The organism is Flavobacterium arsenatis (genome assembly GCF_031456785.1).
GTDB lineage: Bacteria > Bacteroidota > Bacteroidia > Flavobacteriales > Flavobacteriaceae > Flavobacterium > Flavobacterium arsenatis.
In genome coordinates this window covers 409,974-424,398 of sequence record NZ_JAVDVI010000001.1, presented here as the reverse complement: position 1 = coordinate 424,398, position 14,425 = coordinate 409,974, and the positions used below count along the sequence as shown (strand labels likewise).

The 14,425-nt window shown below is 36.5% G+C and carries 14 protein-coding genes; 9 read left to right on the top strand and 5 right to left on the bottom strand.

The genetic code is table 11. The features are described from left to right. The first annotated feature begins 94 nt into the window (after window positions 1–94). The gene (locus J2X31_RS01815) at window positions 95–331 is read left to right on the top strand and encodes a hypothetical protein (RefSeq protein ID WP_310023922.1); all 237 of its coding nucleotides are present in this window, start codon (window positions 95–97) and stop codon (window positions 329–331) included. A 40-nt stretch (window positions 332–371) separates the two neighbouring features. Here the strand turns inward: J2X31_RS01815 and J2X31_RS01810 are convergent, their stop codons facing one another. Both J2X31_RS01810 and J2X31_RS01805 read right to left on the bottom strand, forming a co-directional pair. Continuing rightward, window positions 372–1,340, bottom strand: coding sequence for an electron transfer flavoprotein subunit alpha/FixB family protein (locus J2X31_RS01810; RefSeq protein ID WP_310023921.1), 969 nt, complete (start codon window positions 1,338–1,340; stop codon window positions 372–374). Window positions 1,341–1,390: 50 nt separating this feature from the next. Continuing rightward, the gene (locus J2X31_RS01805) at window positions 1,391–2,137 is read right to left on the bottom strand and encodes an electron transfer flavoprotein subunit beta/FixA family protein (protein ID WP_310023919.1); all 747 of its coding nucleotides are present in this window, start codon (window positions 2,135–2,137) and stop codon (window positions 1,391–1,393) included. A 279-nt stretch (window positions 2,138–2,416) separates the two neighbouring features. On the opposite strand from J2X31_RS01805, the gene J2X31_RS01800 reads away from it, so the two are divergent. From J2X31_RS01800 to J2X31_RS01765, 8 genes are all read left to right on the top strand, one after another. Further along, the gene (locus J2X31_RS01800) at window positions 2,417–3,397 is read left to right on the top strand and encodes a pyruvate dehydrogenase complex E1 component subunit beta (RefSeq protein ID WP_310023916.1); all 981 of its coding nucleotides are present in this window, start codon (window positions 2,417–2,419) and stop codon (window positions 3,395–3,397) included. Between the two features lie 213 nt (window positions 3,398–3,610). Beyond that, window positions 3,611–6,085, top strand: coding sequence for a DUF5686 and carboxypeptidase-like regulatory domain-containing protein (locus J2X31_RS01795; protein WP_310023913.1), 2,475 nt, complete (start codon window positions 3,611–3,613; stop codon window positions 6,083–6,085). Window positions 6,086–6,179: 94 nt separating this feature from the next. Continuing rightward, on the top strand, window positions 6,180–6,416 hold the full coding sequence (locus tag J2X31_RS01790) for a hypothetical protein (RefSeq protein WP_310023912.1): 237 nt from the start codon (window positions 6,180–6,182) through the stop codon (window positions 6,414–6,416). After that, on the top strand, window positions 6,398–6,697 hold the full coding sequence (locus tag J2X31_RS01785; protein ID WP_310023911.1) for a type II toxin-antitoxin system RelE/ParE family toxin: 300 nt from the start codon (window positions 6,398–6,400) through the stop codon (window positions 6,695–6,697). Before J2X31_RS01790 ends, J2X31_RS01785 begins: the two co-directional genes overlap by 19 nt. A gap of 72 nt (window positions 6,698–6,769) precedes the next feature. Beyond that, the gene (locus tag J2X31_RS01780; RefSeq protein ID WP_310023908.1) at window positions 6,770–7,372 is read left to right on the top strand and encodes a DNA-3-methyladenine glycosylase family protein; all 603 of its coding nucleotides are present in this window, start codon (window positions 6,770–6,772) and stop codon (window positions 7,370–7,372) included. Window positions 7,373–7,603: 231 nt separating this feature from the next. After that, window positions 7,604–8,134 (top strand): inorganic diphosphatase, encoded by a 531-nt coding sequence (locus tag J2X31_RS01775; protein WP_310023907.1) that lies wholly within the window; start codon window positions 7,604–7,606, stop codon window positions 8,132–8,134. A 245-nt stretch (window positions 8,135–8,379) separates the two neighbouring features. Then, window positions 8,380–10,788: a sodium-translocating pyrophosphatase gene (locus J2X31_RS01770; protein ID WP_310023905.1), complete on the top strand. Its 2,409-nt coding sequence runs from the start codon at window positions 8,380–8,382 to the stop codon at window positions 10,786–10,788. 276 nt (window positions 10,789–11,064) lie between these two features. Beyond that, window positions 11,065–11,256: a hypothetical protein gene (locus J2X31_RS01765; RefSeq protein ID WP_310023903.1), complete on the top strand. Its 192-nt coding sequence runs from the start codon at window positions 11,065–11,067 to the stop codon at window positions 11,254–11,256. Here J2X31_RS01765 and J2X31_RS01760 read toward each other — a convergent pair. The 3 genes from J2X31_RS01760 to J2X31_RS01750 all read right to left on the bottom strand — a co-directional run bounded on the left by J2X31_RS01760 (window position 11,240) and on the right by J2X31_RS01750 (window position 14,407). Continuing rightward, the gene (locus tag J2X31_RS01760; RefSeq protein ID WP_310023902.1) at window positions 11,240–12,106 is read right to left on the bottom strand and encodes a hypothetical protein; all 867 of its coding nucleotides are present in this window, start codon (window positions 12,104–12,106) and stop codon (window positions 11,240–11,242) included. The two genes, J2X31_RS01765 and J2X31_RS01760, sit on opposite strands and share 17 nt — an antisense overlap. 129 nt (window positions 12,107–12,235) lie before the next feature. Beyond that, window positions 12,236–12,871: a putative endonuclease domain-containing protein gene (locus J2X31_RS01755; protein ID WP_310023899.1), complete on the bottom strand. Its 636-nt coding sequence runs from the start codon at window positions 12,869–12,871 to the stop codon at window positions 12,236–12,238. A 231-nt stretch (window positions 12,872–13,102) separates the two neighbouring features. Then, complete coding sequence (locus tag J2X31_RS01750) at window positions 13,103–14,407, bottom strand: hypothetical protein (protein ID WP_310023897.1); 1,305 nt, start codon at window positions 14,405–14,407, stop codon at window positions 13,103–13,105. Window positions 14,408–14,425: the final 18 nt, after the last annotated feature.

Here is a 14,425-nt window from a genome sequence, read left to right as displayed (position 1 = left end):
ATCCTGCAAGGTTTTTGAAACCTTGTAGTTGTTTTTGTTTTATACCTACAAGGTTTTGAAAACCTTGCAGGAAATCTGCTACTTGCCAAAAATTATGGATAACGATTGGCGGTTTATGCTTTCCTCTCTAGCCCTGACTGGAGGGAATCTCGTTTTTTGGAACGAGATGGAAGGAAGGCAGGAAAATGGATTCCAAAGAAGCCTAAACCTTTCGCTCCTAAAAATAGTAATCAGTATTCAGTTTCAGTTGGCAGTTGATGTGCTAAAACGTGAAAATTGTGGACTGAAAACAAAAAAAAAGGGCTATCTAAAAGTGGATATTTCTATCTAGATTTAGATAGCCCTAATATGGGCACAATTTAAAAAATTATTTACGAATTATTCGCTTTGAATTCTTTTAATTTTTGAGTCAGTTTTGGAACAATATCGAAAGCATCTCCTACAACTCCGTAATCGGCTACTTTGAAGAAAGGTGCATCGGCATCTGAATTGATGACCACTTTTACTTTAGAGGAGTTGATTCCGGCAATGTGTTGGATGGCTCCAGAAATCCCGACAGCGATGTAAAGATTGGTGGCTACAGGCTTTCCTGTTTGCCCAACGTGTTCACTGTGAGGTCTCCATCCAAGATCTGAAACGGGTTTAGAACAAGCAGTTGCCGCTCCAAGTACCGAGGCTAATTCTTCCAACATTCCCCAGTTTTCAGGACCTTTTAAACCACGACCTCCAGAAACTACCACTTCTGCATCGGCAATGGTTACTTTTCCTGAAGTTTTGTCAACTGATTGTACTTTTACACCAAAATCATTGTCGCCAATGGTTGGGTTGAAGTCTTCTTCGGTTAAAGAAGATGCACTTTCGAAAACACCGTAAGAGTTTTTGGCAAGTCCAAGAACTTTTGCATCGGTAGTGATTTCGGTAATATTGAAGGCTTTGTTTGAAAAAGCGTTTCTTTTTACTTGAAATGGTGAAGTACTTACTGGAAGTCCGACAACATTTGAAGCATAACCAGCTTCCAAAGAAACGGCAACTAGTGGAGCCAGATATAAACTATCTGTAGTTGAAGAAAGCAAAACTAATTTTGCACCTTCTTTTTGAGCGGCTTGCTTGATTACATCTGCATACGCTTTTGCTGTAAAACCTGATAGTTTATCGTTGTTTACTTTTAATACTTTATCTACTCCGTATTTTGATAGGTCAGAAACGTTTGCTGTGTTTACCGTTACAGCTGTTACAGTTGTTCCTAATGATTCAGCTACTTTTTTTGCGTAGGAAGCCAATTCGAAAGCTACTTTCTTGAATTTTCCTTCTGCTGATTCCGCATATATTAATATTGACATAGTCTTAAATTTTAGATTTTAGAATTATGATTTTAGATTTTGGAACAATCTTAAATCACTTTCGCCTCGTTGTGTAATAAATTGATTAATTCATCCAGATTATCCGCACTTACTAGTTTCACCGCTGATTTTGGTGCTGGTTTTTCGAATTTTACTGCTTTTGTATTGTTGTTTGCAGCAACTGGTTCAAGTACAGTCAAGGCTTTAGTTCTTGCTGTCATGATGCCTCTCATGTTTGGGATTCTCAAGTCTTTTTCCTCAACAAGACCTTTTTGTCCTCCAATAATTAAAGGTAAAGATGTTGCAACGGTTTCTTTTCCACCGTCGATTTCTCTTGCAGCTGTCGCTGAAGTTCCATCTACTTTTAATTCTGTGCAAGAATTCACGAAATTGTATCCTAAAATTCCAGCTAACATTCCTGGAACCATTCCGCCATTGTAATCCAAAGATTCTTTTCCGGCTATAACTAAATCATAACCACCATTTTTAATTACTTCTGCCAATTGTTTTGCAACGAAAAAACCGTCAGTTGGATTTGCATTTACACGAATTGCTTCGTTGGCTCCAATTGCCAATGCTTTTCTCAAAGTTGGTTCCGTATCAGGGCCTCCAACGTTTACCACCGTAACATTTGCTCCTTGTTGTTCTTGAAACCAGATGGCTCTTGTCAATCCGAATTCGTCGTTAGGGTTGATTACAAATTGAACGCCATTGGTGTCAAATTCTGAATCGCCATTGGTGAAATTAATTTTTGAAGTAGTATCAGGAACGTGACTGATGCAAACTAATATTTTCATCTTTTTTATAATTTAGATTATCGTATTTCGGTGACGAAAATACAACTATATTTTCAAAAAAGAACTATGCGTGCATAATATTTTTGTGAATTATAACGTTTTCGTAGGTGGTTTTATGACAGATTTAGTAAAATCAAACCATGAAGGGCTTTATCGATATTGTCAACGAAAGAATCATCTGCTTAATGATGCTAATTAATTTAAACTTAATTATGCTTTTATATACGTTTTAATTTTTATTTTTGCGTTTCAAAATTTAAGAAGATAATAAACTGATATATGAAAACAATCCAATTTAGAGAAGCTATTTGTGAAGCGATGAGTGAAGAAATGCGTCGTGATGAATCTATTTATTTAATGGGTGAGGAAGTTGCCGAATACAATGGTGCTTACAAAGCTTCAAAAGGAATGTTAGATGAATTTGGACCAAAAAGAGTGATTGATACTCCGATTGCCGAACTTGGTTTTGCCGGAATTGCAGTTGGTTCAGCAATGAACGGTAACCGTCCGATTGTGGAATTTATGACGTTTAACTTTTCATTGGTTGGTATCGACCAGATTATAAACAATGCGGCAAAAATGCGTCAGATGTCGGCCGGACAATTTCCAATGCCGATGGTTTTCAGAGGGCCAACAGCTTCTGCTGGACAATTAGGAGCAACACACTCACAAGCTTTTGAAAACTGGTTTGCCAACACTCCAGGTTTGAAAGTTGTAGTTCCGTCAACTGTTTACGATGCAAAAGGATTGTTGAAGTCAGCCATCCGTGATAATGATCCGGTTATTTTTATGGAATCTGAGCAGATGTATGGTGATAAAGGTGAAGTTCCAGAAGGAGAATACACAATTCCTCTAGGAGTTGCTGATATTAAAAGAGAAGGGAAAGATGTAACAATCGTTTCATTTGGTAAAATCATCAAGGAAGCTCATATTGCTGCTGACGAATTAGAAAAAGAAGGAATCTCTTGCGAAATCATCGATTTGAGAACCGTTCGTCCGATGGATTATGAAACCATCTTGACTTCTGTTAAAAAAACAAACCGTTTGGTAGTTTTGGAAGAAGCTTGGCCATTTGCAAGTGTTGCTTCGGAAATCACTTATATGGTTCAGGAAAAAGCATTCGATTATCTAGATGCTCCAATCCAAAGAATTACAACTGCAGATACACCAGCTCCTTATTCTCCAACTTTGTTGAAAGAATGGTTGCCAAATTCTGGAGATGTTGTAAAAGCGGTTAAAAAAGTAATGTATAAAAAATAATTAGATAATTTTATCCACTAGAAAAGCTGTTAATTTTACAATTATCTAATTAACACAATTTCTAGAATTTCAATTATCGAAATAACTATATTTGAGGCTTCATCAGGGAACAACTTTGATGAAGCTTTTTTTATTTCCGATGTTGCAAAAACATTTGTAATTCGTAAGGTGTTTTTGATTTATAAATGTGACTTTTAGACGATAAATTTCTATATGAAGAATATATTTTTAGGACTATTTTTATTGCTAGCCAATTTTTTGATAGCCCAAACAAAAGTGAGTGGTGTTGTGTTGGATGAAAATAAACAACCGGTTCCTTATGCAAGTGTAGCTTTTTTAGGTACATCCGAAGGAATGATTACCAACGAAGACGGACGTTTTTATCTTGAATCTCCTCAAAACAGAAAAACTCTTTCCATCTCCTTTATCGGTTATACAACTCAAGAAATTCAACTCGAAAAAGCGGTAACCTACGATATGAAAATCGTGCTGGTTTCTGGAGAAGAATTAGCCGAAGTAAAAGTATATAGCGGAAAAACATCCAAAAAGAACAATCCAGCCATTGATATCCTCCGAAAAATATGGGCTCGAAAACGCAACAACGGTTTGCGTCAATTCAAGCAATATGAAATGGAAAAGTATGAAAAGGTAGAATTTGATATGAACACGATTGATAGTGCTTTTATGAAAAGCCGTGTGTTCAAAGGAATGGAGTTCGTGTTCAATTCTATTGATACTTCAAGCGTTACCGGAAAAACCTATTTGCCAATTTTTATCAATGAAGCACTTTCAAACGTGTATGGAGATAATGTTCGTGGAAAGGTAAAAGAAATTCTGAAAGCCAACAAAAATTCAGGCTTCAATACCAATCAGCAGATTATCGCTTTTATCAAGGATTTATATGCAGAATATGATATCTATGACAATTACCTGAAATTTTTCGACAAAGCTTTTACGAGTCCACTTTCTCGAACAGGAATTGATGTCTATAATTATCGATTGGTTGACAGTGCTTTTATCGATAAAAAATGGTGCTACAATATTGTTTACTATCCGCGTCGTCCAAATGAACTGACTTTTAAAGGCGATTTTTGGGTAAACGATTCCACTTGGGCGATTAAAGAGATTAACCTTCAGGCTTCAAAAAGTGCCAACATCAACTGGGTCAAGGAAATTTATATCGAACAGGAATTTGAAGTGTTGAATGATTCCGTTTTTCTCTTGAGAAGAGATTATATGATGTCCGATTTTGCCTTGAATAAAAAGGAAAAGTCGCGAGGTGTTTATGGGAAAAGAACCACGATGTTCCGAAATCATGAATTCGATAAAGAAAAACCAACTGATTTCTACAAAGAGGAAGTCAATTATTATGATGATACGGTTTATACTCGGGACGATGATTTTTGGGAGGAAAACCGCTTTGAAAATCTAAATAAAGATGAAAAGGGTATTTATAAAATGCTTGATACCTTACAGACCAATAAAAAATTCAGGCAACTTTATGACATTGTTTCAATTTTGGGAAGTGGTTACATCCAAAAAGGGAATTTTGATATAGGTCCTATATTTTCAACCTTCGGTTTCAATGAAGTTGAGGGAATACGAGTTAGAGTTGGTGGTCGAACCTATTTTGGGCCAAATGACATGTGGCGTCTTCAAGGCTATACTGCCTATGGTTTTGATGATAATAAATTTAAATACGGAATTTCTGGAAAATGGCTCTTGAACCGCAAAAACAGATTAATCATTTCTGGAGGAAATAGAAGAGATGTGGAGCAAATTGGTGCCAGCCTAACCACGACAAACGATGTTTTGGGTAGAAGTTTTGCCTCATCAGCACTTTTTACGACAGGAAATAACGGAAAATTAACCAATATCAACCTCACTTCTGTTGCATTAGAAATAGAACCTGTTCGAAATTTAACTCTTCAAACGGGATTTTCCTATCGAACATTAGAATCGGCATCCAATACTTTTAGTTTGGATTATTATACCGATGATAGTTTTACAACCACAAGGGGCGATGTAAAACAATCCGAGCTCAACTTCCAAATTGATTATACACCAGGACGAAAAACCGTTGGTTATGGTGTGGAAAGAAGTATTGTAGATAATCCTTTTCCAAGGTTTTTTGTAAATTATAGCCAAGGTTTGAAAGGCGTTTTGGACAGTGATTTTAAATATGAAAAGATCCAGTTTTACTACAAACAACCTATCAATATTGGAGGAATTGGTCGATTGGATTATATTATGGAACTCGGAAAAACATTTGGAGATGTGCCACTTGGTTTGATGAGTATCGTTCCGGGAAACCAAACGTATTTTGTGATTGAAAACACCTTCAACTTGCTTGATTTCTATGAATTTCAAGCAGATACGTATGCTACTTTTCAATTGCAACACAATTTTGGCGGACGAATTTTTTCTAGAATTCCGCTGTTGCGAAAATTAAACTGGAGGGAAACTATTGGTTTTAAAGGGGTTTACGGAACTATCAGTGAGGGAAACAAAGCTATCAATGCTTCAGGATTGGTATATCGAGCTCCAGAAGATTTCTATTGGGAATACAATGCCGGAATCGGGAATATCTTTAAAGTATTCAGAATCGAATTTGCTTGGAGAGGAAGTTATATCACACCACAAACCACTAATTTCGGAATAAAAGGTTCGTTTGGATTCCATTTCTAAACTTAACGAAACTTTACGCTAATTCAAAAGTGATTAAGAATCTGTAAATTGGAAAATAATTTTCTTATTTTTGAATATACAAAAATTGCCGATTATGGATACGACCGCCCAAATTAAAAAGAATTTGATTGCAAGGATAAAGAATTCAGAGGACTTGAATTTCCTTAGTGCTTTGCAAACTATTTTTGATTCTTCTGAACAAGCACTGTATAAATTGTCTGCCGAGCAACAATCTTCAATTGAGGTTTCGAGAAATGAAATAAAAGAAGGAAAGTTTCGTGAAAATGAGGAAGTAATTTCCAATATGAGGCAATGGCTAAAAAAGAAATAGTCTGGTCCAGTCTTGCAGAAATACAATTGCAAACCGTACTTGAGTTTTATTCTGAAAGAAATGGAAATTCAAATTACAGTCTTAAACTTTTAGACGAAGTTGAAAATCTATTGGAAACTATTTCCCATTCAGAACTTATCGGTAGATTGACTTCAAATAAATATACACGCGTTATTCCTTTAAAGACCTATTTGATATTCTATGAGGTAAACAATGACAGAATTGAAATCGTAGCTTTTTGGGATAATCGTCAAGATTCAGAAAGCCGAAAAGTCAAGTAATTCTTTTAGTTTCTAAATTTCTTGAACCTTTGCGAACCTTTGTGACCTTTGTGTCTTCGTGGTTAAAACATTATGAAAGAAGCACTAGATTTTCTGCTACAAATAGACCCCGTTTTTAAACGAATCATTGATCAATACGGATTACCCATCATTCCAAAACGACCTCAAGGTTTCGCAACTCTTGCCCTATTAATTCTCGAACAACAAGTTTCCATCGATTCTGCGAAAGCAACCTTTATCAAATTAAATAATAAAGTAAGAGAATTTCATCCACAGGAATTACTTTTATTATCTGACGAAGAATTTAGAAATGCAGGAGTAAGCCGTCAGAAAACCAGCTACATCAAAGCATTGGCGACAGCCATCCTCGATAAAGAGCTCGATTTGGAAAGCCTTCCCGAAAAACCAAGCCATCGAGTCCGCGAAGAACTCATCAAGATAAAAGGAATCGGTAACTGGACCATTGATGTCTATCTGATGTTCTGTCTTCAAAAGCCCGATATTATTCCGCTTGGCGATATTGCCATCGTCAACACCCTGAAAGAACTGTTGGATATCCACGATAAAATGGAAATGGAAGCTCATTCTGAAAAATGGAGCCCACATCGTTCACTTGCAAGTTTCATTTTGTGGCATTATTACCTCGAAAAAAGAGGTAGGAAAGTAAATTATTAATTTTATTTTTAATGAAAATCGCATAAAACCGTATATTTTTTTTAAGAATATTCATAAAATAGTTTCCAAAATTATTCAATCTATTTTATTGTTGAACTATTTTAAATTTGAGCAATTTAGCCCGATTTATTTACATAAAAATTATACACATATAACACCATTTTTTTGTTGTAGAACACCAATGTTTGCTTACTTTTGCAGTCTGAAATTTAGAAAAGTAAAACAAGTAAAATGACAGCAGACAAACTAACAACTTTCGATGTTTTGATCGAAATACCAAGAGGAAGCAGAAACAAATACGAATACGATTTTGAAATAAAAAGAATGCGTTTTGACAGAATGTTATTTTCGTCGATGATGTATCCTGCAGATTACGGATTTATTCCAGAAACATTAGCATTAGATGGAGATCCTCTAGATGTTTTGGTTTTGGTAAACGAACCAACTTTTCCTGGATGTGTAATGGAAGTGAAGCCAATTGGAGTTTTCCACATGGCAGATGACAAAGGACCAGACGAAAAAATCATCTGTGTGCCGGTTTCTGATCCAATTTGGAATTCTTTGGAAAACCTGTCCGACATCAACCCACATTTATTAAAGGAAATTGAACACTTTTTCCAAGTATATAAAGACCTTGAAAACAAGAAAGTAGATGTTGAAGGTTGGGGAGATGTAAATGAGGCATATTCCATTATCGCAGAATGCACCAAACGTTTTGATGATATTCCGAACAAAGCAGAAGGTTTGTTCAGCATCAAGTAGTTCTAAAACGATTCATATTACCATGATAAAGCAACATTCGAAATTCGGATGTTGCTTTTTTTTGCTAGCAACTTTCGAGGTGGAAAGCAATGATACGGCAGTTCTGCATAAGATAAATTTTAGTATAAACAATTTGATACTGCTAATCTGATAAAAAAAGCAACATTCTATTATAATGTTGCTTTTTTATTTATATGTGTTTTGTTATATTTACATAATATTAACAAATACCAAAAAATATTTATATGGAATCATTCATGATTTATGTGCCGTTAGTAATGGCATTTATTGGGTTGGCCTTTATGGCTTTCAAGAGATCCTGGGTTTTAAAACAAGATGCCGGAGACGGTAAGATGAAAGAAATTTCAGATTACATTTACGAAGGTGCCTTGGCTTTCCTGAAAGCGGAATACCGATTATTGGCCATTTTCGTAGTTGGTGCAAGTATCGCTTTAGCAGGAATTTCATTCGTTGTCCCAACAACACATATCCTAATTGTAGTGGCTTTCGTTTTCGGAGCCTTTTTTTCTGCCCTTGCAGGAAATATGGGAATGAAGATTGCCACCAAAACAAACGTTAGAACCACCCAAGCTGCACGAACAAGTTTGCCTCAAGCCTTGAAGGTTTCCTTCGGTGGAGGAACCGTGATGGGGCTTGGTGTTGCAGGTTTGGCCGTTCTGGGACTTACAGGATTTTTCATCATTTTATTCCATTATTTTATGGGTGGCGTTTGGACGTCAACCGAACAAATGACCATCGTTTTAGAAACATTGGCAGGTTTCTCTCTTGGAGCTGAATCCATTGCCTTGTTTGCCCGTGTGGGTGGAGGTATCTACACAAAAGCGGCCGATGTGGGTGCTGATTTAGTGGGTAAGGTAGAAGCAGGGATTCCAGAGGACGATCCTCGTAACCCTGCTACAATTGCAGATAACGTGGGAGATAACGTAGGTGACGTTGCAGGAATGGGGGCCGATTTATTCGGTTCGTATGTAGCAACAGTTCTAGCGGCAATGGTTCTAGGAAACTATGTTATTAAAGATATGGGCGGAAGCATTGCTGATGCTTTCGGCGGAATCGGACCGATTTTATTGCCAATGGCAATAGCTGGTTTCGGAATCCTTTTTTCGATCATTGGAACCATGTTGGTAAAAATATCAAGCGATGATGCCAAAGAAGCACAAGTTCAAAAGGCATTAAATATTGGAAACTGGGTTTCTATTGTCTTGACAGCAATTGCTTGTTATTTCTTAATTGACATGATGTTACCAGAAACGATGAAAATGTCCTTCTTCGGTGAGGGATTACAAGAAATTTCTTCAATGAGGGTTTTCTATGCATCCTTAATCGGATTGTTTGTTGGCGGAGCCATTTCATCCGTAACAGAATATTACACAGGATTGGGTACAAAACCAGTCTTGGCAATCGTTCAAAAATCATCAACTGGTGCTGGGACAAACGTAATCGCTGGTTTGGCAACGGGTATGATTTCTACTTTCCCAACCGTAATCTTATTTGCTGCAGCAATATGGTCCACTTATGCTTTAGCAGGTTTCTACGGAGTGGCACTTGCGGCTTCTGCAATGATGGCGACAACGGCGATGCAGTTGGCTATCGATGCCTTCGGACCAATTTCGGATAATGCAGGTGGAATCGCCGAAATGAGCGAATTGCCTAAAGAAGTTCGTACAAGAACTGACATCTTGGATTCTGTTGGAAACACGACAGCTGCAACAGGAAAAGGTTTTGCAATCGCTTCAGCAGCCTTGACATCTTTAGCTTTATTTGCCGCTTATGTAACCTTTACAGGAATCGACGGAATCAATATTTTCAAAGCTCCCGTATTGGCAATGTTGTTTGTCGGTGGAATGATTCCTGTGGTTTTCTCTGCCTTGGCAATGAATTCCGTAGGAAAAGCAGCAATGGATATGGTCTATGAAGTTCGCCGCCAGTTCAAGGAAATTCCTGGAATCATGGAAGGAACGGGCAAGCCAGAATACGGGAAATGTGTGGAGATTTCTACAAAAGCCGCTTTACGCGAAATGATGCTGCCTGGAATCTTGACGATCGGTTTCCCAATTGCAATTGTACTTTTAGGGAAACTGGTTTATGCCGACAACAACCAATTGATTGCCGAAATGCTGGGAGGTTATATGGCAGGAGTTACCGTTTCAGGCGTGCTTTGGGCAGTTTTTCAAAACAATGCAGGTGGAGCTTGGGACAATGCCAAGAAATCTTTTGAGGCTGGAGTATTGATCAATGGTGAGATGACCTACAAAGGATCTGATGCTCACAAGGCAGCCGTTACCGGAGATACCGTTGGAGATCCGTTCAAGGATACTTCAGGACCATCAATGAACATCTTGATCAAATTGACTTGCCTAATCGGGCTCGTAATTGCTCCAATCTTGGGTGGTCATGACGCTGTATCAAAAACGGAAGAAATTGAACTGATACAAATGATAGATGGACTGCAACCAGCACAATCCGTTTCAAAAGAAGTATCAGTTGACAAGACCAATACCGACGGAAAAGTAAAAGCAATCGTTACTATCACCACAGTTACCAACGATGAAGCACCTGTAACCACAACCGAAACAGTTGAAGGTACAGAAGCAGAAGTTGATGCTAAAATAGAAGAGTTGAAAAAGAAATAATTGCCCCAAATTCTTTGAGGAATGCCCTGCGAAAGTAGGGCATTTTTTGTTTGCCATAACTCCGATTTTTGTTCGAGAATAATGGAAAAAAAGGCTCTAGTGGTTTCAAAGCTTTGGGATTAGAAGATTAAAAGATTGAAAGATTTGGGATTAAGGATTTGGGAATTGAGTATTAAAGGATTTAAAGATGTAAGCGGTGATTGTGATTTATTCTTACCGCAAAAATGCGGTGATAAAATGGGATAATTACCGCATTATTTTTTATTTGCGGTAATTATGTATATTCATCAAAGAAAAGACAGGACAAAATTCACTTGTGATGTGAGTTCAGAAGGGGTTGATCGGGGTTCCGAACTGGTCACGGGTAGTCCCGAACCGGGTTTTTGGGATATGATGTTGGGTGATTTTGTTGAGGTCAGTGCTTGTGTTGAGGACTTTGGAGCGAGGGATGTTAGCGATGGTTTTTAAGAGTTTCTAATAGATGTTCTTTTAATTTCATAAATTGAGGGTTGGGATCATTTACTTGGAAAGATTCATTTTTAGAATTATAGTTAATTGCTGAAAAAGTTATCAAATATTTTTTAAAACATATTTCAAAAACAATATTTTGATATTCTAATACATTTAAATAAAATAATGCCGATTCCAATGAATAGATGATCGAGTGTTTGATTATTGCCGGTTGTTGTTCAAACGAAGTCAAATATTTGTTGATTGTTGAAATATCTATATGACTATATTTACTCAAAATGCCGTATAATTTTCCACAGGTAGGCAAGACTTTTTTTAGATGATTAATTGATCTTGTAGGTGATACTATATCTGATGATTTTAATACATGCGTTTGAGAAATTGTAAACGCATAAGCTAACTGCTCTAAAAACAATCTTATTAATGTTAAACTTTCATAATAATATCCAAATTTTATATGAAAGTGAATGGATTTTATAGTTGTTGTTAGCCGTCTAAAAGTTACATCGGCCGCAAAATCAGAAGTTGTTCCATTATCATCGAAACTAATTTCATTTAATTTTTTAATTAAGATTTCGCATTCAATTTTTGCAAAGTTTATAACTTCTTGAATTATATCAGATTTTTTTTCAGAAGATGATTCATTTTCACCAAAATCTGACAAGTATTTTTTTAAAACATTATCTACAGATGAGTTACCCAAAGCTAGTGTGAGTTGGGAAGCTAAAAGATACTTTTCTTCTTCGTGAGTAAAATTGCTTGGAACTAATATTGGTGTAAAGCCAGCCCACAATACATTGAAATCTCCAAGGTCTAAATCATAATCATTTCTTCCAAAATTTTCCATAATTGTTTAGGTGTTTAATAAATAACCTCGATGTGCGAAGTCTCCTGACTTAGTCCCGCATTATTTTCAACTCATTCTCGCTGTTTACATTGAGCACTTTTAGATATTGGAGGAGTGATGTGACGGTTGCTAATTTTTCTTTTCAAATCGTTCGAACTCCATTCCTAAAAATTTTAATTTACTTGCAAAAGGAAGAATAACTAATCCGAAAAGTGCTCCTCCCAAAGCTAAATCAGTCGCATCTATATCTATAACTTTAAACTTTTTCAGTATCCCAATAAATAAAATTAATAAGGCCAAACCCCAGCAAAACCATTTGAAATTGTCGATTGTGTCTTCGGTTTTCTTTTGGTTTTTTTCAACACGCTCACTTATTCTAGCTCTTTTTTGCATTATGAAATCAAATTCTGTTTCATCTAAAACCGTTTTTTCAACAATTTGCTCATTTTCAACATTAAAATACAACCTCTTGATTTCAAAAAATGGGTTATAGGGAATTGGAAAAACTAAATAGGTTGGAACTGTAGAATCGCCCAAATCCGTTAGATACTTTAAAAGTTGATTTCTGCCAAATTTAATATTCAGATTATTATTTTGCGATTTGATTTCAAAAAGTAAGATTGGAATTTTAGTTTCAGGATCTATTATAGCCAAATCAACCCTAAAATTTCCAATTTTATATTCGACTGCAAAACTATTTTCTGGATAACCGTGTGCTTTTAAATATTCAATTAACTTTTTTAATGTGTCTTTTTCAAGTTCCATATTGTAGTTATTTTGGTTTGCAATGTCGAATAACTTATATAAAGTGTGCTATTATCTGGCTTACCAACCCAAATATAGATTGCCTTGTCAAGCAAACATCATTATATCTCTTTTCAAATATAAGATATTTACTTCATAAACAATCAAAAGCAATTTGATTTACAGTAGTATACAAAAAAAATGCCTCGCAAAAAACGAGGCATTTCCTTAAAAGTATATGATTTATTACTACTAGAAAATTCCCAAATAGAAAGCATCAGCTCCTGTTTGCAATTTCGCACCAACGCTATATCCTGTTGGAGAAGTAGAAGCTGGATCAAAGATATAGATGTTACCTTGGCCAGAAAGTGGTGTCAACGCCATGAATAATTTTCCTTCAATAACGCTAGCCCATTGGTATTGTCTCAACCACATACCGAAAGGAATATCTAATTTCACAGCCGTTTTGTTGTTTAGGTCAACTCTTACCAAATGCCAGTTAGAACTTGCACTGTTTCCTGCATCTGTGTTCAAAACAGGTACATATCCAATTCCGTTACCTACATAAAACCATCCTGTGTTGGCTTCTGCACCGTGACCTAGCAAGGTTTCGATGTTGAAAGATCCATAAGAAGCATCATATTGACCGTTCTTGATTTTCACAATCGTGGCATCACCAGAAGTAATCAACTGGAAGATGTCGCCGTTTTCGTCTTTATGAGCAACTGGAGTTCTGTATCCGTTTGTAGAACCAGCTACACCACTGATGGCTGTAGATCTGATTGTTGTTGGGTTTTGCAAAGATGGGAAATCCAAAACCAATGTTTCTGCATCAGCATAAACCATTGTCGTGTTGGCGTTTGTGATTGGATCAAACTTTTGCTTTCCTGCACCATAATAGATTTTTCCGTTAGAAATAACCGGAGCATCAATACGGAAAACAAAGATTCCTTGAGACGCTTCTGCCTCATTCCATGGGAATTCAAAAGAAGTATTTTGCGTAACGCTCATCGTCTGAAGGTTGATGGAAGCCAAAATAATGGTTGCCTTTGTTCTTAAATAAACACCATCGTTGTTGTACAATTTTTCCGTTTGAACGTGGTGAATCATTGCTGTATTGTCGTCGATTTTTGTCCAACGAGGATTGGTTGTTCCCATAACCGCTTGAATATCGGTGTTTAGCAATTGGCTGTAGTTCTGACCTCCGTTGTATTGGTATTTTGCCACAGCTCCACCACCATAATTAAGGTTGTATAAAGTTTGTCCGTCGTTAGATGTATACACTCTTGCCGTTCTTGTAGAAGGCACTTCGAAACCAAAACCTGCAAAAGAAAATGTTTTTTCAGGGTTCAACATTTCTTCTACGGTTGCACCTTGAGAATAGGTTGCAGATTCATCTGTAGAACCTTGACCTAAAACCAAATGATACACTCTTGAAGCAGATGGATCTGGCGTTACTGGAGTTCCTGTGCTATCATCATCACTACATGATATAGAAGTTACAAGTAGTCCTGCAACTAGGCTTAACTGAAATAATTTTTTGAAATTCTGAATCATAATATAAGGGGTTATTTA